24 protein-coding genes are annotated in these 26,042 nt (G+C 30.6%); 11 read left to right on the plus strand and 13 right to left on the minus strand.

Annotated elements, in window-relative coordinates:
• Positions 1-19 precede the first annotated feature (19 nt).
• From H0I27_RS17625 to gcvT, 5 genes are all read right to left on the minus strand, one after another.
• Entirely contained in the window at positions 20-454 is a 435-nt protein-coding gene (locus tag H0I27_RS17625) for a YoaP domain-containing protein (RefSeq protein ID WP_254713160.1), read from the minus strand.
• Positions 420-728: a hypothetical protein gene (locus H0I27_RS17630; RefSeq protein WP_254713161.1), complete on the minus strand. Its 309-nt coding sequence runs from the start codon at positions 726-728 to the stop codon at positions 420-422. Before H0I27_RS17630 ends, H0I27_RS17625 begins: the two co-directional genes overlap by 35 nt.
• Positions 729-959: 231 nt before the next feature.
• The gene (locus tag H0I27_RS08680) at positions 960-1,958 is read right to left on the minus strand and encodes a metal-dependent hydrolase (protein WP_218733681.1); all 999 of its coding nucleotides are present in this window, start codon (positions 1,956-1,958) and stop codon (positions 960-962) included.
• A 22-nt stretch (positions 1,959-1,980) separates the two neighbouring features.
• The gene (locus H0I27_RS08685) at positions 1,981-3,096 is read right to left on the minus strand and encodes an SDR family oxidoreductase (protein ID WP_218733683.1); all 1,116 of its coding nucleotides are present in this window, start codon (positions 3,094-3,096) and stop codon (positions 1,981-1,983) included.
• A gap of 137 nt (positions 3,097-3,233) precedes the next feature.
• Positions 3,234-4,319 carry a glycine cleavage system aminomethyltransferase GcvT gene (gene gcvT / locus H0I27_RS08690; protein ID WP_218733685.1) on the minus strand — a complete coding sequence of 362 codons (1,086 nt, stop codon included), beginning with the start codon at positions 4,317-4,319 and terminating at the stop codon, positions 3,234-3,236.
• 131 nt (positions 4,320-4,450) lie between these two features.
• On the opposite strand from gcvT, the gene H0I27_RS08695 reads away from it, so the two are divergent.
• Both H0I27_RS08695 and H0I27_RS08700 read left to right on the plus strand, forming a co-directional pair.
• Positions 4,451-6,082, plus strand: coding sequence for an aminopeptidase P family protein (locus tag H0I27_RS08695; RefSeq protein ID WP_218733687.1), 1,632 nt, complete (start codon positions 4,451-4,453; stop codon positions 6,080-6,082).
• A gap of 5 nt (positions 6,083-6,087) precedes the next feature.
• Complete coding sequence (locus tag H0I27_RS08700; protein WP_218733689.1) at positions 6,088-6,309, plus strand: VF530 family DNA-binding protein; 222 nt, start codon at positions 6,088-6,090, stop codon at positions 6,307-6,309.
• Positions 6,310-6,648: 339 nt separating this feature from the next.
• Here H0I27_RS08700 and H0I27_RS08705 read toward each other — a convergent pair whose 3' ends face one another.
• Positions 6,649-7,332, minus strand: a complete 684-nt coding sequence (locus H0I27_RS08705; protein WP_218733691.1) for an NAD-dependent deacylase — start codon at positions 7,330-7,332, stop codon at positions 6,649-6,651.
• A 71-nt stretch (positions 7,333-7,403) separates the two neighbouring features.
• Between H0I27_RS08705 and H0I27_RS08710 the strand changes: the two genes are divergently transcribed.
• A complete protein-coding gene (locus tag H0I27_RS08710; protein WP_218733692.1) occupies positions 7,404-8,081 on the plus strand; it encodes an RNA methyltransferase in 678 nt (225 codons plus the stop codon).
• Positions 8,082-8,168: 87 nt separating this feature from the next.
• Here the strand turns inward: H0I27_RS08710 and H0I27_RS08715 are convergent, their stop codons facing one another.
• The 5 genes from H0I27_RS08715 to H0I27_RS08735 all read right to left on the minus strand — a co-directional run bounded on the left by H0I27_RS08715 (position 8,169) and on the right by H0I27_RS08735 (position 16,025).
• The gene (locus H0I27_RS08715; RefSeq protein WP_218733694.1) at positions 8,169-8,537 is read right to left on the minus strand and encodes a DUF4258 domain-containing protein; all 369 of its coding nucleotides are present in this window, start codon (positions 8,535-8,537) and stop codon (positions 8,169-8,171) included.
• A 55-nt stretch (positions 8,538-8,592) separates the two neighbouring features.
• Positions 8,593-12,486 (minus strand): choice-of-anchor L domain-containing protein, encoded by a 3,894-nt coding sequence (locus tag H0I27_RS08720; protein ID WP_218733696.1) that lies wholly within the window; start codon positions 12,484-12,486, stop codon positions 8,593-8,595.
• Positions 12,487-12,551: 65 nt separating this feature from the next.
• Positions 12,552-13,748, minus strand: a complete 1,197-nt coding sequence (locus H0I27_RS08725; protein ID WP_218733698.1) for an alanine dehydrogenase — start codon at positions 13,746-13,748, stop codon at positions 12,552-12,554.
• A 7-nt stretch (positions 13,749-13,755) separates the two neighbouring features.
• Positions 13,756-14,163, minus strand: a complete 408-nt coding sequence (tsaE, locus tag H0I27_RS08730) for a tRNA (adenosine(37)-N6)-threonylcarbamoyltransferase complex ATPase subunit type 1 TsaE (protein WP_218733699.1) — start codon at positions 14,161-14,163, stop codon at positions 13,756-13,758.
• Between the two features lie 308 nt (positions 14,164-14,471).
• Positions 14,472-16,025 (minus strand): bifunctional response regulator/alkaline phosphatase family protein, encoded by a 1,554-nt coding sequence (locus H0I27_RS08735; protein ID WP_218733700.1) that lies wholly within the window; start codon positions 16,023-16,025, stop codon positions 14,472-14,474.
• Positions 16,026-16,294: 269 nt separating this feature from the next.
• Here H0I27_RS08735 and H0I27_RS08740 point away from each other — a divergent pair, with 269 nt between their 5' ends.
• The 8 genes from H0I27_RS08740 (at position 16,295) to fabG (ending at position 24,358) form a co-directional block, all read left to right on the plus strand.
• Positions 16,295-17,518: an HD domain-containing protein gene (locus H0I27_RS08740; protein ID WP_218733702.1), complete on the plus strand. Its 1,224-nt coding sequence runs from the start codon at positions 16,295-16,297 to the stop codon at positions 17,516-17,518.
• Positions 17,519-17,563: 45 nt separating this feature from the next.
• On the plus strand, positions 17,564-18,607 hold the full coding sequence (gene lpxD, locus H0I27_RS08745) for a UDP-3-O-(3-hydroxymyristoyl)glucosamine N-acyltransferase (RefSeq protein WP_218733704.1): 1,044 nt from the start codon (positions 17,564-17,566) through the stop codon (positions 18,605-18,607).
• Positions 18,600-19,991: a bifunctional UDP-3-O-[3-hydroxymyristoyl] N-acetylglucosamine deacetylase/3-hydroxyacyl-ACP dehydratase gene (locus H0I27_RS08750; protein WP_218733706.1), complete on the plus strand. Its 1,392-nt coding sequence runs from the start codon at positions 18,600-18,602 to the stop codon at positions 19,989-19,991. Before lpxD ends, H0I27_RS08750 begins: the two co-directional genes overlap by 8 nt.
• A gap of 3 nt (positions 19,992-19,994) precedes the next feature.
• Positions 19,995-20,780: an acyl-ACP--UDP-N-acetylglucosamine O-acyltransferase gene (gene lpxA / locus H0I27_RS08755; RefSeq protein ID WP_218733708.1), complete on the plus strand. Its 786-nt coding sequence runs from the start codon at positions 19,995-19,997 to the stop codon at positions 20,778-20,780.
• Between the two features lie 92 nt (positions 20,781-20,872).
• Positions 20,873-21,439, plus strand: coding sequence for an elongation factor P (gene efp / locus H0I27_RS08760; protein ID WP_218730348.1), 567 nt, complete (start codon positions 20,873-20,875; stop codon positions 21,437-21,439).
• Between the two features lie 86 nt (positions 21,440-21,525).
• Complete coding sequence (locus H0I27_RS08765; RefSeq protein ID WP_218730349.1) at positions 21,526-22,446, plus strand: UDP-3-O-(3-hydroxymyristoyl)glucosamine N-acyltransferase; 921 nt, start codon at positions 21,526-21,528, stop codon at positions 22,444-22,446.
• A gap of 180 nt (positions 22,447-22,626) precedes the next feature.
• Entirely contained in the window at positions 22,627-23,499 is an 873-nt protein-coding gene (gene sucD / locus H0I27_RS08770) for a succinate--CoA ligase subunit alpha (RefSeq protein WP_218730350.1), read from the plus strand.
• Positions 23,500-23,614: 115 nt separating this feature from the next.
• A complete protein-coding gene (fabG, locus tag H0I27_RS08775; RefSeq protein WP_165731136.1) occupies positions 23,615-24,358 on the plus strand; it encodes a 3-oxoacyl-[acyl-carrier-protein] reductase in 744 nt (247 codons plus the stop codon).
• A 99-nt stretch (positions 24,359-24,457) separates the two neighbouring features.
• Here the strand turns inward: fabG and hxpB are convergent, their stop codons facing one another.
• Positions 24,458-25,108, minus strand: coding sequence for a hexitol phosphatase HxpB (hxpB, locus tag H0I27_RS08780; RefSeq protein ID WP_218730351.1), 651 nt, complete (start codon positions 25,106-25,108; stop codon positions 24,458-24,460).
• Entirely contained in the window at positions 25,108-25,845 is a 738-nt protein-coding gene (locus tag H0I27_RS08785; RefSeq protein WP_218730352.1) for an NUDIX domain-containing protein, read from the minus strand. The genes hxpB and H0I27_RS08785 overlap by 1 nt, the downstream gene beginning before the upstream one ends.
• Positions 25,846-26,042 lie beyond the last annotated feature (197 nt).

Consider the following 26,042-nt stretch of genomic DNA (forward strand, 5'->3'; position numbering starts at 1 on the left):
CACACACTAATATCTGTGGTTATAAAATTTCCGTTAAAACAAGACTGAAAATGGTTGCAGGACTTGGTGCATTTTGAGCTTGTTTGTTGGTTTTTATTTTGATTATTTTTAGAGGTAGATTTCTCTTTTTCGCAGTTTCGGTAATTGAGTTTCTGGCATGGAATCCAGCAAAGGGACATCTATTAGAATAATAAACCACAATTCCGTTTTTCTCTGAACAAGTTCCGGATTTTACAGAATCATTAAATTTTGGATTTTCTGCTTCTAAATATATTTTCTTTGCTAAAAGACAGAATCCGCTTCCTATTTTTTCTACTTCTTCAAAACCTTGTTTTAGAAACCATTTTGTATCACTCATAAAATGGAATTTCTTTGCACCAACAACGGTTACCAAACCACTTTTATGTTGTTTTTTAGCATCAGCAATAGCAGTCTGTAAAAAGCTTTTTAGCAAGACCTTGTTTTTTATATTTTCCGGAAACCCAAAAGCAATTGATATTTAAATAATTTGGAGCCGTAATAGGAACCCAAGATTCTTCCGCATCAGCATATTCAATAAAAACTTTTGCTCTCTCATTTATTCTTCTAAAAACATAGCCTTTTTCGAATTGATTTTTAAGCCAATCTTTTTTTGCATGATAACTTGATAAACATTTTTTATCAGAAATAGCACAACAAATATGCTCATTTTCTATGCTCTCTGAATCTAAAGTTATAAAATCACTCATTTTAAATAGGAATTAAAATGTGAGTAATTTATCAATAGAAAAGAAGAGAACCAATGATAATAATAAAAAAAAAGTGGTCGTCTGAAAAGCTGAAATGACTGTCATTCTGAATTTATTTCAGAAGCTCAATAAGTTGATAAGCTATAAGAATAAGAAACTGAAACGAGTTCAGTTGAACAAAAATATCTAATTTTTAGGCAAACTCTTTAAGTAAAATTATAAGTTAAAAGGTTAATTCCCTTTAATTCTTTCCCATAATTCCGATAATAGTTTTTTAGCATCTTTTTTATCTTTAGCTTCTTCAATAAAAGACGGAACTCCATTAGCATCGATTTCAATTTTATATTTAAAAACAAAATTTGTAGCATTTGGTTTCATGCTTAATGCCCCAAAACGTAAATCATTAAAATACAATACTCCATTTACTTTATTGACGGTGTACCAACCTTTAGAAATAGCAATCATACGTTGCATTTTTGGTTGATTTACTAAATTGCCTAATAACTCATGATTTTTAGAATAACTAGAAAACTCAACAGGGTTTTTATCAAAAAAAGAAGAATGACCAATTAAAAAAGCATTTTCTGTTTCTACATTAGCAGTCCATAAAAGGGTGTTTAGAGGTGTTGGTTTTGTTTGTATTTCTTTATACTGAATATCTTGTGCAACTAATTCTTTAGTAAACGTTTGATAAGAAACACCTTTTAGAACAAAGGTAAGTACTAAATAAGAACTACTAATAATAAGGGCTAAATTATTATAAAAACGTCTTTTTTTAGCTTCTTTTTTCTGACACATCGCCAAAATTAAAAGCACCAAAAAAGGTATTGTATATAACGGATCTATTACAAAAACATTTTTAAAAGCCAAACGAATGTCTAAAGGCCAAAAAAGTTGTGTTCCCCAAGTAGTTTGTGCATCTAAAATTGGATGCGTTATAAAAGCCCAAAAGAAAAGCCAAGACCAATCTTTTACATTTTTATATTTTTCATATCGGGTGACAATAAAAGCTAAAATAGGAGCAAAGAGCACCGAGAAAAAGATAGAATGTGTAAAACCTCTATGTATTTCTAAGGCAGTAACTTTATCTGCAAAAAAATTAGCGAAAATATCTAAATCCGGAATTGTACCTGCAATAGCACCATACAACATGGCATTATTACCAATTTTTCTACCAAGAACAGCTTCTCCAACTGCGGCACCTAAAACTATTTGTGTTAATGAATCCATTAGATTATTTTTTTACTAATAATTAATAACTCTTTCTAAATTTTTTTTCAACTGAATAATTAATCAAGTTCATAAAGTTTTCATGAACTCCTAAAGTATTTTCTAATTTTAACTGCTGAATAAGGTTTAAAATTTGTTCAGTATTAAACTGTAAATCTGGGATAGAAATATAATTTTGAAAAATATCGCCAATGGTTTTGTAATACAGCGTTTCAAAAGAATTTAAGTTCTTAGGTTTAGCTGTAACATATTCATAAGAATTTACATCAAAAGACTCTAAAACATCGCCTACATACTCTTTGTGTAAAATCTGTGTAGGGTTTACAATATTCAATTCTTTTATTTGTGGATTTAAAAAAGCGTGTAAAATAGCTTTGGATACAAAATCTACAGGCACAATATTTAAACCACTTTTTTTGTCAATCCAAATTCTGAAAGCTTCTTTAGATTTGGTAGCATACTTTGCTAAAAAGATGGCCCAAGAATAGAAAACATCATATTTTGGAGTTTCGTAAAAAGGTTTATCAATTAAACGACCGCAAATAATACTAGGTCTTAAAATTTGAGAAGTTATATTTTTAAGTTTGCACGTTTCTTTTACAAAACGTTCACTTTCATATTTAGATTGCTCATAGGGATTTCTAAAATTGGTAACGGTGTAGTTTTCAATAGCATCACATACTTTTTCATTTTGGATACCAAAAGAATACGCCGTACTAATGTATAAAAAACGTGTTACTCGCTCTGGTAATTGCTCCAAAAGCTGCTTGGTTACCAAATAGTTTTGTGAGTGTACGGTTTTCTTAGAATCACTTGTACTAGATAAATTAGTAGAACCAGCGCAATGAATTACGGTGTCAAAATTATAAGTTTCTAATACTTCTCTGCTAATTGTTGCTAAATCATTTGGAATTATTGTGATTTTTTCTAGACAATTTTCAAGTGTAAAGTCATTTAAAAATTCAGGACGAGAAGCATCTTCTAAGACAGCTAGTAAGCGTTGTTCTGCTGTTTTATCATTAGCTCTAATCACTACAAAAAGATGATTTACTGTTTTTTGAACAATGGCTTTGTGTAGCCATTCAAAAATAATATGAATTCCAACAATTCCCGTTCCTCCAGTTAATAAGCAATTCATATTTTTTTGATGAAATTTCAATAGATGATTTAATAAAAAAATAGTTGTCTTATTACAGACAACTATTTTCTGCTTGAGTGCAGTCTAAATTTTATTGATTATAAAATTTTTGAATGAGCTCTAACGAACATATTATTTTATCCTTTGTAAAAAGGAAGTTTTACAATTGTTGCAGGAATTGCTTTTTTACGAACCTGAATATGTATTTGTGTACCTACTTTAGATAAAATTCTTGGTACATAACCCATTCCAATTCCTTTTTGTAAACTAGGGCTCATAGTACCAGAAGTAACTTCTCCAATAACGTTTCCGCTACCATCTACAATATCATAACCATGTCTTGGAATTCCTCTTTCATCAAGTTCAAAAGCAACCAATTTTCTTTCTGGTTTGTGTTCTTTTTCTTTTGCTAAAGCTTCTGCATTTACAAATTCTTTGGTAAATTTTGTAATCCAACCTAATCCTGCTTCAATAGGAGATGTTGTATCGTTAATATCATTTCCGTACAAGCAATAGCCCATTTCTAAACGTAAAGTATCTCTTGCAGCTAAACCAATCGGCTTAATTCCAAAATCTGCTCCAGCTTCAAAAACTTTATTCCAAATTTGTTCAGCTTCTTCATTTTTACAGTAAATTTCAAATCCGCCAGAACCAGTATAACCCGTTGCAGAAATTATTACATTCTCAATTCCGGCAAAATCACTAATTTTAAATTTATAAAAAGGAATGCTTGCTAAATCTACAGAAGTTAAAGATTGCATTGCTTCTATAGCTTTAGGACCTTGAATAGCTAATAATGAATACCCCTCAGATAAGTCTCTTAAATCAGCATTAAACTCCTCATTGTATTTAGAAATCCAATTCCAGTCTTTTTCAATATTAGATGCATTTACAACTAGTAAATACGTGTTTTTCTTAATTTTATAACAAATTAAATCATCTACTATCCCATTATCTTCATTAGGAAAACAGCTGTATTGTGCATCTCCAATCTCTAGTTTAGAAGCATCATTAGAAGTTACTTTTTGTATTAAAGCTAAGGCATTTTCACCTTCTACTAAAAATTCTCCCATATGGCTAACATCAAAAACACCAACGGCATTTCTAACAGTTAAATGTTCTGCTGTAACTCCTTCGTATTGTACAGGCATGTTGTAACCAGCAAAAGGAACCATTTTAGCACCTAAAGCAACGTGAATATTATTTAATGCAATATTTTTCATGTATAGATTTCTTAAATTTCAGCTAAATTATTGAAAAAAATGGAATTATCTATCACGAATACTTTGTTAATATTTTTACCTAGAAAATAATAAATGTTACTTTTGAAATTCTCAATTATAAAACCACCTTTATGAAAGTTTTTAACTTTTTATTTGTCACTTTTTTGCTATTTACCTTAAATAGTATTGCGCAAACTCCTACAGATTATTTACCAAAAGAATTTCATAAAGAAAGACGTGCAATTTTACGTTCTAAAATGCCAAACAACTCGGTGGCTGTTGTGTTTGCAAACCCTATAAGAAACAGAGCAAATGACGTAGATTATGTATTTCATCAAGATCCTAATTTTTATTATTTAACCGGTTACAGAGAACCAAATGCAGTTTTAGTATTGTTTTCTGAGTTTCAAATAGATGAAAAAGGAAATTCTTATAACGAGGTTTTATATGTACAAAAAAAGGATGCAAGAGCAGAAATGTGGTATGGAAAACGCTTGGGGGCAGAAAAAGCAGCAGATGAGTTAGGTTTTAATACCACAATGAATGCAGAAGATTTTATAGCGTCACAAATTGATTTTAAGAAATTTAATAAGGTTTTTATTACAGAGTTTAAGGATGATTATAGAAATTCATCTAGAAATAATGCTGAAATTTATGATTTAGTAGCAAGTTTTAAGGAAAAATCAGGTTTTAATGAAATTCAATTTTTATCTAAAAACATAGAGAAAGCATATAATCAGATTGCAAATGTTCCTGATAAAAATATGATTGAGCTTTCTAAAAAGATAAATGAAGATCTTACTCGTTTTCCAGAGTTACAAAACGACCAATTGATTACCAATTTTGCAAAAGCGAAAAGTGATAATGAATTAAAAGATTATCAGAAAAAAATCTTCATAAGATTAATCGCTAAAAAGAATAATAACTTCAATTTTTACTTTTTAACCAATACTTTAGCAACCATGAGGGAGGTTAAAACAGCAGAAGAAGTTAAGTTATTAACCAAAGCAGTGCGAATTTCTGCTGTTGGACAAATAGAGGTAATGAAGGCAATGAAACCACACATGTCGGAAACAGAGTTACAAGGAATCCATGAATTTGTGTACAAAAAATATGGTGCAGAATACGAAGGATATCCGTCTATTGTAGGTGCCGGAAACAACGGTTGCATTTTGCATTATATCGAAAATAATAAAACAAAAGTTGGCAACGATTTAGTTTTAATGGATTTAGGAGCGGAATATAGAGGGTACACGGCAGATGTAACGCGCACAATTCCTGCTAACGGAAAATTCACAAAAGCACAAGCAGAAATTTACAATATTGTCTATAAAGCACAAGAAGCAGGAATTGCCTTGTATAAAATAGGCGAACCAATGAGTGCGCCAAACATGGCAGCGATAAAAGTGATTAATGAAGGCTTATTTCAACTCGGAATTATAAAATCTATTACGGAAAGACACAACTATTTACCACACGGAGTTTTGCATCATATTGGTTTAGACGTGCACGATCCAGGAAATTATAATAACTTTGAAGAAAATATGGTGGTTACTATGGAGCCCGGAATTTACATTCCTGAAGGTAGTGATTGTGATAAAAAATATTGGGGAATTGGTATTCGAATCGAAGACGATATTTTAGTGACTAAAAAAGGTCCTGTAAATCTTTCTGCAGAAGCACCTAGAACCCTAAAAGAAATAGAAAAAATGATGGCAAAAAAGTCTGTTTTAGACGATTTTGTATTGCCAAATTTAGATTAATAATTATGAGCACAGAACAACCAAATAATCCGTTACACGGTATAAAATTAGCCACCATGTTAGAAGAACTTTTCTTAGAATATGGTTGGGAAGAATTAGGATACAGTTTAAATATAAATGCCTTTAAAAACAATCCTACGTACAAATCTTCTTTAAAGTTTTTAAGAACAACACCTTGGGCAAGAGAAAAAGTAGAGCAGTTTTACTTAAAAAATATGATTGATTAATTTTTATTTGAAGCTATTTCCTGCTTTTCGTTATATCTTTTTATAGCTGTCATTGCGAATCGTACTTTTACTGTGTGAAACGGCAATCTTTTGTTAGAAATTTATTAGCTAATTTTAAGTGCTATAAAAAGGATACCACTTCAATCAGGGCTAGAGTTGTTTGCTGACTATTTTTAATTAACATGTTCTATGTCATTCTGAATGAGGTATAAAGAGGAGTCTAGAAGCACTATGAGATCTCTCATTAGTTTATCTTGAGCGAAGTCGAAAGGCCAAAAAGCTCACTTCTAAATGAGATGTGATGAAAAAATTATAGATAAAACAGAATAAATGGGTAATTTAACCTTTCAATAATTCCAACAATTTTTCCGTTCCAACACTTGCAACTTCCTCAATAATCATTAAATTATTAAAACGCCCCTTAGAAACGGCAGGTTTAGGATCTATAAAGTAAATATGTGTATTAGGTTTTATAAAATCTACCAAACCAGCTGCAGGATATACTTGCATAGAGGTACCAATAATTACTAAAATATCTGCTTTTTTAGTAATTTCGATCGCTTTATTTAACATGGGTACCATTTCTCCGAACCAAACAATGTGAGGTCTTAATTGACTTTTATTAGGACATAAATCTCCTAAAACTAAGTCTTTTTTCCAGTCTATAACCATATTTTCATCAACAGAACTTCTCACTTTTAAAAGTTCACCATGTAAATGCGTTACCTTTTTACTTCCTGCACGTTCGTGTAAATCATCTACATTTTGGGTAATGATTTCAACATTAAAACTCTGTTCTAAAGCCACTAAATTTTCGTGACCTTTATTTGGTGCAACTTCTAAAAGTTGCTTTCTGCGTTCGTTGTAAAAGTTTAAAACCAATTCAGGATTGGCTGCATAACCCTCAGGCGAAGCAACTTCCATTACATTATGTCCTTCCCATAAACCATCTGCATCTCTAAATGTTTGTATACCGCTTTCGGCGGAAATTCCTGCTCCAGTTAAAACAACTAATCTTTTCATTAGATAATCTGTTTTTGTATTTTTATAAATTCTTAATGTAAGGTAAAAATAATAAAATTAAGTTTGTATTTATGATTGATGATAAACTATTAAATTACTTCGAAACTTATTTAACAGATAAGAGGAAAAATCTTTTTAAAAAGGTTTTAGAAGATAGAACGCGTCATTTTGCGGTGGTTTTAGAAGATATTTTTCAACCTCATAATGCAAGTGCTGTGGTTAGAACCGCAGATATTTTTGGTGTGCAAGATGTACATGCCATAGAAAATAAATACACTAATAGAGTGTCTAGACATGTGGCAAAAGGTTCACAAAAATGGATTACCTCTAAAAGATATAAAAAAGACGGTGATAATACCAAAGTTTGTTTAGAGAACCTGCGCGAACAAGGATATCAAATTATAGCAACAACGCCACATAATGATTCTTGTTTATTACAAGATTTTGATATTACTAAAAAATCTGCATTTGTATTTGGAGTAGAAGCAGAGGGCGTTTCTGATTACGTAAAAGAGCAAGCAGATGGCTTTTTAAAAATACCAATGGTAGGTTTTACCGAGAGTTTAAATATTTCTGTCGCCGCAGCAATTATTTTACAAGATGTAACCACAAAATTGAGAAATTCTTCTGTTGATTGGAAATTATCTAAAGAAGAAAAAGACGTTTTGTATTTTAATTGGGTTCGCAAAACGATTAAAAATGTAGATAAAATAGAAAAACATTATCATGAAAATTTAAAAGGAAAATAAAAAAAAGTCATTCCTACTTTAACAGGAATGACTTTTTTTATGAAGTATAGATTGTTTTATCAATTTATAGATAAAAACAAAATATTATTACTTTACTATTATTTTCTCAATTGTAGCGGTAGATTCGCAACGTTTCACTAATAAACTTACCTTTTCTAAGTCTTTAGTACCTGTAATATAATATTCAGGACAAGGTTCTTGTCTTGGTTTGCTTTTACCAAAATTGACATCACCTGTATATAAAATAGTATTTATTTTTAAGGAATCAATATCAAATTTATGCATCGCACTTCTAGCATCATCAGAAAATAAACGTTCTTTAATTCTGATTGATTTTAGTGTTCTAGCATCCATTCCATAATCAAAAGTAGCTTGTTTCTTTTGCCAGAAAAAATATACAGCAATAGAACCTAATGATAAACCTACTAAATAATAACCTATTCGTTTAATGAGCATTGTAAAATTTTGAAGTGCAAATTTAAGTCTTTTATTCAGTTTTAAACAATATTACTTATTTTCTTATTAAAGAAAAGTGAGATCTAAAAATTGCAGGGTCTCCATCTGTATTTGTGTATTTTAATACATACCAATAATCTGTACTTGGCATCCTATTACCGTTACTACTTAAACCATTCCAACCAGGGCCACTCGGTTTTATAGTTTTTATGAGTATACCAAACCTGTCAAAAATATCTATTGTTGCTGTTGGGTCATCTTTTAAATCAGTAATATTCCAATAATCACCTTCATCTGGGTTAAAATAAACTGGATTATTTAAGGCAGTAAACTCAAGTTCTATATCATTACAAATATTGTCAAGGTCTCTAATTGTAACAATATAAGAGCCACGACTTATATTTCTAAATATATTGTTTGTAGAGAAATCTGTACCATTTAAAGAATATGTATAATTACCTAAACCTTGTTCGATTGTGTTTATTTCTATTTCGTATGAACTAGAGAAATTTTCTGATAAGATATTTACTTCAAATTTAGGAGTAGAACTTTCTATTACCACTTCTGTAGGGCGATAATTACAGTCAGTACTACTATTAGGGTTATTTATATCAATCTTTCGTGTAGCTTCTATTCGGTATGTACCAACTTTATCAGCTTCCCATTCAGCACTAGAGTTGTCAAATAAATCGCCATTTAAATACCATTTTATATCATAAGCACTTGAATCTATTCCTGTTTCTATTAAGAAAGGATTATTTGTTTCGTTTGTGTCATAATCAACACAAATAGTTCCTCCTTTTGCCTCTATATTTAATAATGGATATAATGTAACTAAAAAGGTACCATCGGCAAAACATCCTGGGTAACCTATAGAGTATGCGCGTACATAAATAGTATTAGTAATAATTTCTGAACTATTATTTGTAATCGTATATTCTGAAGGGGGTATTAAAGTAGTTCTATTTAAATCGCTATAATATTCTACTATAATTTCAGGGGCGGTAATCGAAGGTAACGTAGCGAAACTGCATTGGTTTATATCATTTATGACTCCTAAATCTTCTAAATTTGGTTTGGCAAAGATGTTTACTTCAAAAGAACTAATACTCTGACAAGGTTCATATCTAATAGAATTTTCTCCAATAATATAAATTGTTTGGTTTGAATTAATGATATCACCAGCAGTTAAAGGTTCTGTTTTATCAATATTTTTATAATAATTACCATTGGCTAAAACGGGGAGTTTAAAAAAGTCACAAGCTAATATTACATCATCTAATTCATCTACTACCTTGACTAAAATAGTTACTTCAAAACTTTTTTCATTAGTGCAAGTTTCTAAATCTGGGTGTTCGCTGTAGATAAAAATAGTTTGTGTACCCTCTTCAATAAAATCTCCAGGAAACATTTCTGTCCCAGTTCCGTTTGGTCCTCCAGATTCAGTAAAATATCTTCCACTAAAACTTAATATTGGTAACTCAAAAGGGTCACATTTTTTAACATCAGGAAAATCGGGTATTATTGGTTTTTTATTAATAATTACATTAAAATCTGTCTCTGAAGTACAAATTGTGTTAGTATTGTATATATAAATTTTTTGTGAGCTATTTATTTCATCACCTTCAGATAATAGAATTTGTCCTGGGGCATCAGGACCACCAGATTTTGTGTAATAACTTCCATTTTCTAATGAAGGTAATTTAGGTAAATCATCTTCACAACTTACAATGTCATCAATATCATCTACTTTTGGTAGTGGGTTAATGGTTACAGAGATCTCATAACCAGTACAATTTGGTGTAGTGGTTATTTCATTTGCATAATAGTAAATCTTTTGTGTTGAAGTAATTGGAGTTCCTGCTGGTATTATTGTTCCATAAGTATTGTCGGTATAATATTTCCCTATACTTGTAGTTGGTATGGTATAACTACCGCATTTTATGATATCTGGAAATTCACTACGTTTTATAATGGTAACATATAATCTATTAGATAATAACCCTCCAGAAGTACAGCCAGTAGCTTCATCTTTATTATATACAAATAAACGAATTGTAGATTCTATTAGATCTCCTGGTAAGTATTTTGTACCTGTACCATTATATCCTGTATAATATGCACCACCACTAGGTAATGGGTCTAAAACATACGATTCACAAGTAATAATGTCGTCAATATCATCTACAGGCGGAATTGTATTTAAAACTATCTCAAATTGTTTATTTACACATGCTTCCCCATTAAACTCAGAATAAAAATAGATAGTTGTATCTTCTGTCAAAACTTCACCAGTTGCTAGTAATTCTCCTTTTCCATTTTCTTTTGTATAAAATTTACCTAATGGAGTCTCAGGTATTGTAAAAGATTCACAATGATCTGTAGCAATACTATAATTTTCAGCAAAGTATACTTTAAAACTTGTTTGACTGTAGCAACCTGTAGTCTCATTTTTATTGTAAATATAAATTGTACTTTCTGTTGTGATTTTTTTACCTACAGCCAATTTATCACCATCACCACCAGGTTTTGTATAATATTCTCCATGTATTAGGTTTGGCAACGCATATTCGTTACAAGCATAAGCATCTGGTAATTGGTCTACTAAAGGAGGAGAAGTAATGCTTACATTAAAACTAACAATATCAAAACACTCTTTATCAGTAATAGATAATTTTGCCCAAAGCGTAAATGCATTTGTTGTTATTGGATAATTTGTAGGGTTTGTAATTGGATTTCTGCTATTGTTAGCATCATCTATAGATTCAAAGTAATCAATAGTGTAGTTAGATAGTGGTGCTCCATTTAATATTTGACTTTGTACTTTATCTGGAATATTAAGTGTTGTATCTTCTGTACAAATATCAATATCGTCTGGAGTTGTTGCTTTTAAAGATGTAATTTCTATTTCATCGGTTAATTGACAACTTGGGGCTGTTAAAGATGTAATTGTTAATGCATATGTACCTATAGTGTTAACCGTAATTTTAGTTCCATTATCAGTTAATGGAGTGCCGTTTTTTGTCCACTCAAACTTAAAACCATCAGTTTCATAAAAACCAGAATCTATTATAACATCATCCCCGTTACAAAGTTCTTTATCTGCTTCTAAATCTAAAGAATTATTAAAACTACCTGCTTCTATAAATACTGCAGAGTCAAAACCTGAATTATCATAATCTGCGATAACAAATTTTATTTTGTATTTATTATTTGGCACTACTGATGCTTCGGCTTTTAGTGTCTTTGTAAAACCTCTCATATTTATGGTTGAGTTATTACTATTATCTACATAATAAGTACTAAATAATTCTGCATTCACAGAAGGGCAAAAACCGTTATTATTAATGTCTCTTATATTTTTAACAGAAACATTTTGTTTAATATCTGTAATAGTTGCTATGTTGTTACTTATTCCAGTTTCTAGGTTGGTTAGTATAATAGCGAATAAATCTCTACTATCACATTGAAAAACGCCATATTCATTAGAAGCAAATATGTAATTAAAACTAAAGTTTTTGCTAACAGGTGTGAAGTTAAATTCTAGAGAACCAACATCGGTAATGTTTTTATTACCTCCATCATTATCACTAATGTCTTGTAAATCAGGATCTCCACTTAACGAAATTTCACTACTTAACTTTGTATCTGTAAAAGGTCCTTCTGTATCTTTAGCCTTACCTGTTCTTATAATAATACCTTTATTTATAGGGAAATCACCACCATTATTATTAAAAGTGGCAACAGATTTACTTGAAGAAATATCTACGTTAGAGAGATTGATACAAGAGTTATCTATAAGTTGATTAGCTAGTTGTTCTGTTGTTTTGGTATCATCTACCGTTACCGTTTGAGAAAAGGTAGAAAATGTAAGTAATAACGCAGCAACAAAAAATATAGATTTAAAAAATCTATTTAGGTTACTCGTTTTAAATTTTAAATGTTTCATACTAATAAATATTTATAATAGAAAAATATTGATGTTATGAGGGAAGGTTAATTTTAGGGGGAAGGTTAAATAATTAATAAATTAATATCTCTAAATGGTAAATCAAACCAATCGGCAACTGTTTTATTGGTAAGAATTCCGTGATAGAAATACATTCCGTTTCGTAAACTTTTATCAAAACGAGCGGCATTTTCAAAACCGCCTTCTTCTGCAATATTTAATAAATATGGGGTAAAAATATTACTTATAGATAAAGAAGCTGTTCTTGCATAACGAGCAGGGATATTTGGTACGCAGTAATGTACAACACCGTGTTTTATAAAAGTAGGTGTTTTGTGCGTAGTAACATTAGAGGTTTCAAAGCAACCACCTCTATCTATACTAACATCTATAATAACAGCTCCTTCTTTCATGGTTTCTACCATTTCTTCTGTAGCACAAATGGGCGATCTATTTTTACCTCTTATGGCTCCAATTGCTACATCTGCACGCATTAATGCTTTTGCAACCGATTTTGGCTGTAGTGTAGAAGTGTAAATAGGTGCGCTTAAAGAATCTTGTAGTTTGCGTAATTTGCTAATAGAATTGTCAAAAACTTTTACTCTTGCACCTAAACCGATAGCTGTTTTTGCAGCGTATTCACCAACCGTTCCGGCACCGAAAATAACAACGCTAGAAGGCGGAACACCACCAATATTACCTAATAATAGACCGTTTCCTTTGTTAATTCCACTCATTAGTTCGGCAGCAATTAATACAGAGGCGGTACCAGCAATTTCACTTAAAGATTTTACAATTGGATAGGTATTATGATCGTCTTTAATATAATCGAAAGCAACGGCAGTGATTCTTTTCTTAGACAAACACTCAAAGTATTTTTTATTTTGAGTTTTTAATTGTAGCGAAGAAATTAGAATTGTTTGCGGATTCATGTATTCGATTTCACTTTCAGTGGGCGGAGCAACCTTTAAAACAATATTACATTTAAAAGCCTCTTCTACATCATAAGAAATTTTTGCACCTGCTTCAGAATATTCTCTATCTGCATAATTTGCGTTATCTCCAGCACCTGTTTCTAAGACAACTCTATGTCCGTGAGCACATAATGCGGAAACGGCATCTGGTGTTAAGCAAACACGTTTTTCACCTAAATAGGTTTCTTTTGGCAAACCAATAAAAAGTTCTCCTTTTTGCCTTTTAATTTCCAACATTTCTTCTTGCGGAAGCAATTCTTCTTTACTGAAAGGAGAAAATGAACTCATAGTTAGGTTATTTTAGTTGAATGTTTCGTTGTTCGTTATTTAAAATAGTCAAATAAATTTGAACAGCCTCTAAAGGTAGTAAATTTTCTATATTTTCTGGCCATTCTATTAAGCACCAATTATTATTATCTAAATATTCTTCAATTCCCATGTCTAGGGCTTCTTCCTCGTCTGTAATTCTGTAAAAATCGAAATGAAAAACTTTTTCACTATTTGTAGTCTGATATTCATTAACTAATGAAAAAGTAGGAGAGGAGATGCTGTCTAAAACACCTAATTGTTTGCAGATCTCTTTTATAAGAGTTGTTTTACCAACGCCCATTTGTCCGTAAAATAATAACGTTCTATTTTCTGCGGATGTAATAATCTCAGCTGCAACTTCAGATAAATCTTCTAAAGAGTAATTTTTTTTCATAAAGACAAAAATATAAAAAGTATTCAGTAAACAGTAATTGTTTACAGTCAATAATCTTTAAACTTTATAAATGAAGGAGGAGAGGCTATGTTTTTAATGCTCAATTTGTTAAATTAAAAAAGTCTAACAAGTAGTTTAAACCTGTCAGACTATTTTTATAATTAATTGTGTTAGCAAACAAGTTTAGCCCTGATTGAAAGGTTTGTTTGAGCTCTTTATTGCTTTTTTTTTAGCAATAAAAGCGAGTAGTGAAAGCAGGAAATAGCTTCTAATAATTAAAACTATATAACTTTTACTGCTGTAGTAAACTACTTTTGCTTCGGACTATAAACGGCACATGGAATAATAACTTCTTCTAAAGAAATACCTCCATGTTGATAGGTGTTTTTGTAGTATTTAACAAAGTGATTAAAGTTGTTTGGATACGCAAAAAACAGGTCTTCTTTGGCAAAAATAAACGGACTATTCATGGCTACAGTTGGTAAAAAAATGTCTTTTGGATTTCTGACAGCATAGACATCTTTATCTTCGTAAGAAAGACTTCTACCTGTTTTGTAGCGTAAATTGGCACTAATATTTTTATCACCAATTACCTTTGTTGGGTTTTTACAATTGATGGTTCCGTGGTCTGTGGTAATAATTAATTTCTGACCTAATTGTTGTGCTTTTTGTATGATTTCGAACAATGGTGAGTTTTTAAACCAGCTTAACGTAAGGCTTCTGTATGCTTTATCGTCTCCTGCCAACTCCTTAATTACTTCCATTTCTGTTTTAGAATGTGACAACATATCAACAAAATTATACACCACAGCGGTTAAATCGTTTTGTTTGGTTCCGTTATAGTTATCGGCTAATTCTTTTCCGTTTTTTAAGGTGGTGATTTTATAATATTCGTGTGTAATATTTAAACCTAAACGCTTTATTTGTGCCGTTAAGAAATCGTTTTCAAACAGATTCATTCCGCCTTCATCGGTGTCATTTTTCCAGAAATTTGGATGACGTTTTTCCATTTCAGAAGGCATTAATCCAGAAAATATTGCATTTCTAGCGTACTGCGTTGCTGTTGGTAGAATAGAAAAATAAGAATGTTCTTGATCCTTTTTGTAATGATTATTTATTAAAGGTTCTAAAATTCTATATTGATCGTAACGTAAATTATCTATAACTACCCATAAAACTCCTTGGTCTTTACTTAACTCTGGTACCACGTAGTTTTTAAAAAGTGTGTGAGAAAAGGTAGGTTTATCGTGTGCTGTTAGAAAATCTTCATAATTTTTTTTGATGAATTTAAAAAACTGACTATTGGCTTCTTGTTTTTGACTTTCTAAAATACCTAACATTCCAGGGTCGCTAATGTTTTCTAGCTCTAATTCCCAATGCACCAATTTTTTGTATAGATCTATCCATTCTTCATAAGAATTTACCATGGCTAAATCCATAGAAATTTTTCTAAATTCTTGTTGGTAGTTAGAGGTAGTTTTTTCTGATATTAAACGAGAATGATCTAAGTTCTTTTTTAAACTTAATAAAATCTGACTTGGATTTACAGGTTTTATTAAATAATCTGCAATTTTAGAACCAATTGCTTCTTCCATTATATATTCCTCTTCACTTTTTGTAATCATAACAACAGGCAAATTTGCATGTATTTGTTTAATTTCTGCAAGCGTATCTAGTCCTGTTAATCCAGGCATATTTTCATCTAAAAAAACGATATCAAAATTTTTTTCACCTACTAAATCAATAGCATCTGCACCATTGGTAGAAGTAGTTACTTTGTAATTTTTACGTTCCAAAAAAAGAATGTGCGGTTTTAATAACTCTATTTCATCATCTACCCATAAAATTTGTATACTGCTCATATTTTTGTTTATCATTTTAACAATTAAGTATAAAAGTAATTAAAAGTTATACTTTTTAGGTTTTAAAAATGATAAAATATTGCCAATTTTGAGGATACTACTTATAAATGAATTCGTTATTTTTAAAAAGAAATAAGGCTATTAATCATATTTTATTATCAAAGTTTCTTTTTTCTAAATATAATTGCTTTCAGAAAAAACTAAAACTTTAAATTTGCTAGTTCGTGGCATTAATTTGTAATTTGCCATAGATTGATAAAAAGACTCATTTGAAGAATAAAAAACATAATAAATTAAAGATTTTGAACGACCCTATTTATGGGTTTATACAAATACCAAATACTTTAGTTTTTGATTTAATAGAACATCGTTATTTTCAACGTTTAAGAAGGATTACCCAAATGGGTTTTTCTAATTTGGTATATCCAGGTGCAAATCATACGCGTTTTCATCATGCCATTGGTTGTATGCATTTAATGCAAAAAGCAGTAAGAGTTTTACGTTTTAAGCAAGTAAAAATTTCTGAGGAAGAAGAAAATGGTTTGTATATAGCAATTTTATTGCACGATATTGGTCATGGAGCTTTCTCGCATGCTTTAGAGCATAGTATTGTAAATGGCATTTCTCATGAAGAAATTTCATTAAAATTTATGAGAAAATTGAATGATGAATTTAACGGAAGGTTAGATATAGCTATCGAAATATTTGAGGGAAAATATCCTAGAAAGTTTTTGTGCAAGCTTATATCGAGTCAATTAGATATAGATAGATTAGATTATTTAAAGCGTGATAGTTTTTATACAGGTGTTACAGAAGGTAATATTTCTTCGGATCGGTTAATTGCTATGATGAATGTAAAGGATGATGAATTAGTTATTGAAGGGAAAGGAATTTACTCTGTAGAAAACTTTTTAATTGCTAGACGATTAATGTATTGGCAAGTATATTTACATAAAACGGGTTTAGTCGCAGAAAATATGCTGGTTAATGTTTTAAAAAGAGCAAAAGAATTGGCGGATGATGGAGTAGAATTGTTTGCAAGTACTTCTTTACGTTATTTTCTTTATAAAAAAATATCGCAAGATAATTTTACAGATGAAACTTTAGAAATGTTTTCTAAATTGGATGATTATGATGTAATGTCTGCCATAAAAGAATGGGCAAATCATAGTGATAAAATTTTATCTTTACTATCTATGATGATTGTTAATAGAAAATTGTTGCGTATAGAAATTCAGCAAAAAGAGTTTGAAACGTCAGAATTGAATAAAAAAATAAATAAAGTTTCAAAAAAATTGACGCTTTCAGAAAATGAAGCAAAATATTTTGTTTTCACCAAAAAAATCGAAAATCAAGCATATCAGCAAGAAAAACCTATTTTTATTCTGAATAAAAAGGGAAAACTAAGAGATATTGCCAAAGCATCGGATCAATTAAATTTACAAGCGCTTACAAATCCGGTAATAAAATACTTTATTTGTTATCCAAAATAGAATGAGATTAGCCAAATCACTATAAATTTTATATTTTTGCGCTTAATGAAATTTACAGCACAACAAATAGCAGATATTTTAGAAGGTGACATCGTAGGTAATTCTGATGTAGAAGTTTCTAAATTATCTAAAATAGAAGAAGGAGAAAAAGGTTCTTTAACCTTTCTCTCTAACCTGAAATATAAATCTTTTTTATATACTACAAATGCATCTGTAGTTATTGTTAACAATACTTTTGTTCCGGAAAAAGAAGTGAATGTAACACTAATAAAAGTAGAAAGTGCTTATGAAGCTTTTTCTAAAATATTAGCATTTTACAATGAAGTTAAAAATAATAAAATGGGTAGAGAAAGCCCTCATTTTATTTCTGACTCGGCAAAAATTGGTGTTGATGAGTATATTGGTGCCTTCTCTTATATAGGAGAAAATGTGGTTTTAGGAGAAAATGTAAAGGTTTATCCAAATGCTTATATTGGTGATAATTCAATTATTGGTAATAATTGCGTCATTTTTTCTGGAGTAAAAATTTATTCTGAAACAATTATAGGTAATAATTGCAAAATTCATTCTGGATCTATTATAGGTGGAGATGGATTTGGTTTTGCACCAGATAAAAACGGAGTATATACTGCCATACCTCAAATAGGTAATGTTATTATAAAGGACAATGTAGATATTGGCTCTGCTTGTACAATTGATAGAGCCACTATGGGATCTACAATTATTCATGATGGTGTAAAGTTAGACAATCAAATACAAGTAGCCCATAATGTAGAGATTGGAAAAAATACCGTAATTGCAGCTCAAACAGGTATTGCAGGTTCCACCAAAATTGGTGAAAATTGTATGATTGGGGGGCAAGTAGGTTTTGCAGGTCATATAACAATTGGTAATAATGTAAAAATATTAGCCCAAGCAGGTATCTCTAAAAGTTTAAAAGATAATGAGATGGTAAATGGTTCACCTGCATTTAAAATACAAGATTTTAATAAAAGTTCGGTTTATTTTAGGAATCTACCTAAAATAGCATCGAAAATTAGCAATATAGAAAAAGAGTTGAAGTCTCAAAAACTGATAATAAATGAGTAAAAAGCAAAAGACAATTCAGAAAGAGGTAAGTTTATCTGGCGTAGGTATACACACTGGTAACACTGTAAATATGACCATAAAACCTGCACCTGTTAATCATGGTTTTGCTTTTAGCAGAATAGATTTAGAGGGAGCGCCAATTATTGCGGCAAAAGCAGAGTATGTTGTAAATACACAAAGAGGAACTAACTTAGAACGCAATGGAGTTCAAATTCAGACTTCAGAGCATGTTTTGGCTGCTGCTGTAGGTTTAGATATAGACAACCTTTTAATAGAATTAGATTCTTCAGAACCACCAATTATGGATGGTTCTTCTAAATATTTTGTAGAAGCATTAGAAAGTGCGGGTATACAAGAGCAAGATGCAGATATAGAAGAATATGTAGTAAAAGAAATTATTTCTTTTAAAGATGAAGTTACAGGAAGCGAAATTATTTTAATGCCATCAGATGAATACCAAGTTACAACTATGGTAGATTTTGGAACTAAAATATTAGGTACGCAAAACGCAAATCTAGAAAAGATTTCTGATTTTAAAACAGAAATTGCAGATGCTAGAACGTTTAGTTTTTTACATGAAATAGAAATGCTTTTAGAGCATGACCTTATTAAGGGTGGTGATTTAAACAATGCTATTGTATATGTAGACAAAGAATTGTCTGCAGCAACCATGGAAAAATTAAAAACAGCATTTAAAAAAGATAATATAGCTGTTAAACCAAACGGTATTTTAGATAATCTTACTTTACATTGGGCTAATGAAGCTGCAAGACATAAGTTATTAGACGTAATTGGAGATTTAGCTTTAGTGGGTATTAGAATTAGAGGTAAAGTTATTGCTAATAAACCAGGACACTTAATTAATACTTCATTTGCAAAGAAATTAGCAAAAATTATTAAGCAAGAAAAAAGAAATAACGTTCCTCAATACGATTTGAATTTACCTCCTTTAATGGATATTCATCAGATTATGGATGTGCTACCTCATAGACCTCCATTTTTATTGATTGACAGGATTCTAGAGCTTTCTGATACACACGTTGTTGGTATGAAAAATGTAACCATGAACGAGAACTTTTTCGTAGGACATTTTCCAGGGGCACCTGTAATGCCAGGAGTTTTACAAGTTGAGGCAATGGCACAATGTGGTGGTGTTTTAGTTTTACACACGGTACCAGATCCAGAAAATTATCTAACTTATTTTATGAAGATGGATAATGTAAAATTTAAACAAAAAGTTTTACCTGGAGATACTTTAACATTTAAATGTGAGTTAATTACCCCAATAAGAAGAGGTATTTGCCACATGCAAGCGTATGCTTATGCAAACGGAAAAATAGTTGCAGAAGCAGAATTAATGGCTCAAATTGCTAGAAAAAAATAAACTATGAATCAACCTTTAGCGTATGTACATCCGCAAGCAAAAATAGCAAGAAACGTAGTAATAGAACCTTTTACTACCATTCATAATAATGTAACCATTGGTTCTGGAACTTGGATTGGATCTAACGTAACTATTATGGAAGGTGCTAAGATTGGTGAAAATTGTAGAATTTTTCCAGGAGCAGTAATTTCAGCAATTCCACAAGATTTAAAATTTAATGATGAGGAAACTACTGTAGAAATAGGTAACAACGTAACTATTAGAGAATGTGTTACCATAAACAGAGGTACTTCAGATAGAATGAAAACCAAAATTGGTGACAATTGTTTAATTATGGCGTATTGTCATATAGCACATGATACCTTTGTTGGTGATAATTGTATCTTTTCTAATAATACAACCTTAGCAGGTCATGTTACTATTGGAGACAATGTTGTTTTAGCAGGTATGGTTGCAGTGCATCAATTTGCATCAATAGGAAACCACGCTTTTGTAACAGGTGGTTCTTTGGTAAGAAAAGATGTTCCTCCGTTTGTAAAAGCAGCAAGAGAACCTCTTGCTTATGTAGGTATTAATTCTGTAGGATTAAGAAGAAGAGGCTTTTCAACAGAAAAGATAAGAGAAATTCAGGATATTTATAGAATACTTTTTCAAAGAAATTATAACAATTCACAAGCAATTGATATTATAGAAGCAGAAATGGAAGCAACTCCAGAACGCGATGAGATTATACAATTTATAAAAGAATCTCATAGAGGAATTATGAAAGGTTACTCTAAAGCGAACTAACTTTTTATAGTAAAGTATCGTTTATAAAGCTTAAAAATAAAATTAACAACTATTGCTTATAGTAAATAACTAAAGGCAAACATCAATAAAATATGGCAACAACATCAGATATTAGAAACGGATTGTGTATTAGATACAACAACGATATATATAAAATTATAGAATTTTTACATGTTAAACCTGGTAAAGGGCCTGCATTTGTAAGAACAAAATTAAAAAGTGTTAGTAACGGTAAAGTAGTAGATAATACTTTTCCTGCAGGAAGAAAAATTGACGATGTACGTGTAGAAACTCATAAATTTCAGTTTTTATATCACGATGGTGAATTTTATCACTTTATGAATGAAGCAGATTATACGCAAATTCGTTTGTTAGAAGCTGCTTTAGACAATCCTGGATTAATGAAAGAAGGAGAGATTGTTACAATTATCATCAATTCTGAAGATAATATGCCTCTTTCTGTTGAAATGCCTGCAAGTGTTATTTTAGAAGTTACCCATGCAGAACCTGGTGTTAAAGGAAACACAGCTACAAATGCAACAAAACCTGCTACAGTAGAAACAGGAGCATCTGTAAATGTACCCTTATTTATAAATGAAGGAGATAAAATTAAGGTAGAAACTACAAAAGGAACGTATCAAGAACGTATTAAAGAGTAAGAATTAGTGAGCAGTATTCAGTAGCAGTTTGCAGTGCTTACTCAATACTGAAACTGTGACTGATTATTGCGACTGAAAACTGAAACATGAAATTCCAAAAACCACAAACACTTCAGCAAATAGCAACACTAATAGATACTACATTTATTGGTGATGAAAATTTCGAGATTTTAGGAATCAACGAAATTCATGTTGTAGAAAAAGGAGATATTGTTTTTGTAGATCATCCTAAGTACTACGACAAGGCATTAAATTCTGCTGCAACCACAATATTAATCAACAAAAAAGTTGATTGCCCAGTTGGAAAGGCATTATTAATTTCCGAGGATCCTTTTCGTGATTTTAATAAAATCACAAAATATTTTAATCCTTTTATAGCATCTAAAGTAAGTATTGCTGCAACCGCTATTATTGGAGAAGATACAGTAATACAGCCTAATGTTTTTATTGGAAACAATGTTACAATTGGTAAAAACTGTGTAGTTCATCCAAACGTAACTATTTACGATAATACATTTATTGGTAATAATGTTACTATACATGCGAATACGGTTTTAGGAGCAGATGCATTTTATTATAAAAATAGACCAGAAGGATTTGATAAATTGATTTCTGGTGGTAGGGTAGTTTTAGAAGATAATGTAGATTTAGGTGCATCTTGTACTATAGATAAAGGTGTAACAGGAGATACGACTATTGGAAAAGGCACAAAAATTGACAATCAAGTTCATGTAGGTCATGATACGAAAATTGGAAAAAAATGTTTAATAGCATCACAAACAGGTATTGCTGGTTGTGTAATTATTGAAGATGAAGTAACAATTTGGGGACAAGTTGGCACAAATAGCGGAATTACCATAGGTAAAGGTGCTATAATTCTTGGTCAAACAGGAGTTACAAAATCTGTTGCGGGAGGAAAAAGTTATTTCGGAACTCCAGTTTCAGAATCAAGAGAAAAATTAAAAGAAATGGCAGAAATAAAACGTTTTTTAAAAGATAGAAAGTAATCTTGATTGTTTTTTTTTGAGAATTAAAACTCATAAAAACATTAAGACTGTCTTGTTCTAAAAAATAAAGGAGCTTAAAACATATAATTATTACTTTTTTATTGATAATAATTTGTTTGAATCCTTTTTTAGAAACTATCAATAAACTATTTTTGTGTAACAAAATAAAATATCAAACCAATGAGTGTTTTAGTAAATAAGAATTCAAAAATTATTGTTCAAGGTTTTACAGGTAGTGAAGGTACTTTTCATGCTGGTCAAATGATTGATTATGGAACGAATGTAGTTGGAGGGGTAACTCCAGGTAAAGGAGGTCAAGAGCATTTAGGAAAGCCTGTTTTTAATACAGTAAAAGAATCTGTAGATGAAGTAGGAGCCGATACTTCAATTATTTTTGTACCACCAGCATTTGCTGCTGATGCAATTATGGAAGCTGCAGACGCAGGAATTAAAGTAATTATCTGTATTACAGAAGGGATTCCTACTGCAGATATGGTAAAAGTAAAAGCTTATATTGATGGTAGAGACTGTAGATTAGTAGGCCCAAACTGTCCAGGAGTAATTACGCCAGACGAAGCTAAAGTTGGTATTATGCCAGGTTTTATCTTTAAAAAAGGTAAAGTAGGTATTGTTTCTAAATCAGGAACTTTAACGTATGAAGCAGCAGATCAGGTTGTAAAACAAGGATACGGAATTACAACTGCAATAGGTATTGGTGGAGATCCAATTATTGGAACTACAACAAAAGAAGCTGTTGAGTTATTAATGAATGACCCAGAAACAGAAGCAATTGTAATGATTGGTGAAATTGGTGGTAATTTAGAAGCAGAAGCTGCAAAATGGATTAAAGCTGATGGAAACAGAAAGCCAGTTGTTGGTTTTATAGCAGGTCAAACTGCACCAGCAGGAAGAACAATGGGGCACGCAGGTGCAATTGTTGGTGGAGCTGATGATACAGCACAAGCAAAAATGAAAATTTTAGCAGAAAACGGAATTCATGTAGTGAGTTCTCCAGCTAAGATTGGTGAAATGATTGCAAAAGTTTTAAAATAAAAACTAATTTTATCTGTAATACACAGGTATAATAATTATAAACTCGTAAGACATTTTTGTTTTACGAGTTTTTTTATTTTTAGTATCTTTGCAATCTTAAAAATAAAGACTTAATATGAAATTATTAGAAAATAAATCTGCTATCATTACTGGTGCAACAAGAGGTATTGGACGTGGAATTGCTATTGAATTTGCAAAGCAAGGAGCAAATGTGGCATTTACATATAGTTCTTCTGTAGACGCAGCGAATGCTTTAGAAGAAGAATTAAAAGCTTTTGGAGTTTCTGCAAAAGGATACCAATCTAATGCTGCAGATTTTGATGCTGCTCAAGAATTAGCTAAGGAGGTTTTAAAAGAATTTGGAGCTATAGATATTTTAGTAAATAACGCAGGTATTACAAAAGATAACTTGTTAATGCGTATTTCTGAAGACGATTTTGATAAAGTAATTGAAGTAAATTTAAAATCTGTTTTTAATTTAACCAAAGCTGTAATTCGTCCGATGATGAAACAAAGAGCAGGTTCTATTATCAATATGAGTTCTGTAGTTGGTATTAAAGGAAATGCTGGTCAAACTAATTATGCTGCTTCAAAAGCTGGTATTGTTGGTTTTTCTAAATCGGTTGCTTTAGAGTTAGGGTCTAGAAATATTAGAAGTAACGTAGTTGCTCCTGGTTTTATAGAAACAGAAATGACAGAAAAATTAGATGAAGCTACTGTGCAAAGTTGGAGAGATGGTATTCCTTTAAAAAGAGGAGGACAGCCAATAGACATTGCAAATGCATGTGTGTTTTTAGCTTCTGATATGAGTGCTTATATTACAGGGCAGACTTTATCTGTAGATGGAGGAATGAACTAAAGTTAAACACTTTATAAATTATAAAAAAGCTTCAATATTATCTTGAAGCTTTTTTTATGTCATTAAATATGGATGTTTAGTTCTATTTTTATGATTAGATTATTGCAATGTTTTTAAATAATTAACAACATCTAGCATTGAAGTATAAATGTTATTGGCTAATGTAAATCTCGGATCATTTTTGTCTTCAGGAATAACTAAGGTGTGCATACTAGCAGCTTTTGCGGCAATTAACCCCGTAACACTATCTTCTAATACCAAGCAATTTCCAGTAGGTACTTTTAACAATTTTGCTGCTTTCAGATAAATAGCCGGATGTGGTTTTCCGTATGCTTCATCGTCTGCACTACAAACTACCTTAAAATAATGAGTAATATTCAGTTTGTTAAAAACCGCGTTAATGATAGGTTTGCTAGAAGAGGTAGCAAGGGCAATATTAAAGTTGTTTTTAGTTAAAAAATCTAACAACTCGAATAAGCCTTTTTTTGCTTTTCCTTTTTCAGTAATTAATTGAACTACAGCTGTAATAATTTCTTTTTCTAAAATTTTAGGATTTATAGATAATTGATGTAATTGACACCAAGTGAGAGCAACATCATCTATCCTTTTACCCATGGTGTTTTTTATACAATCTTCTACAGTAACGGTTACATTGTAAGTCGATAAAATTTTTATTTGTGCTTGTCGCCAAAAAGGTTCGGAGTCTATGATAACTCCATCCATGTCAAAAATAAAAGTGTTTAATATCATTAAATGTTGATTAAGTAATTTTTCTGAAACATTTTATTGTAAATATCTTTGCTAAACATATACAACTGTGCTGGTTTTTTAGAAACTCCAACTTGTTTTTCGTCTAAAGGAACCAAGTATTTTTTATTGATTAATTTTCTTCTAAAATTCCGATTATCTATTTCTATTGCCAATATTGATTGATACAAGTCTTGTACATCATTTATGGTAAATTTATCTGGTAATAACTCAAATATAATTGGTTCTTGTAGGCATTTTGTTTTTAAATCTTCATAGGCTTCTAAAATGATTTGTTTGTGATCAAATCCTAATTCAGGTAAGTCATTTATTGAAAACCATTGTGCTTTATATTTGTTATTTTCGATAGCAACATCTTCTGTTTTTAATAAAAAATAATAAGCAATTGTAATAGTTCTTAAGTTGAATTCCTCATTTTGAATCCATAATAAGTCTTTTTCATTCGTCAACCTATTTGGATCACCAAAAGCTCTAAATTGTTTTTTATATAAATTGGTAAGTCCGGTTAATTCTTTTAATACTCTAGAAGCAGAGTCGTCTAAAGTTTCATCTTCATAGACATGATATCCTGTTAATACATAATCATCAACAAGTACTTTATTTTCAGATTTTGATTCTAAATATCGTTTTATTAATAAAACATTTAAAGATTTGGTATCTGTATCATATCCAAAAACGACACAATCTACCGATATATTTGATATTTTCTTGTTGCTCATATTCTTAATTATAACGTAAAGTTACTCTTTTTTTTTAATTACTTTAAATAAACGTATTTATTACGTATAATATTTTTTAAAATTTTGAAAACGATTCAGAACTTCCTAGTATAGCGGTTTTACTGATTAAATGACTATTTAGGTTGTCAATTTAACATATATTAAAGCTAATATAGAATATTTATTTTTCTTTTTTA

It is taken from the genome of Polaribacter sp. HaHaR_3_91 (genome assembly GCF_019278525.1).
GTDB lineage: Bacteria > Bacteroidota > Bacteroidia > Flavobacteriales > Flavobacteriaceae > Polaribacter.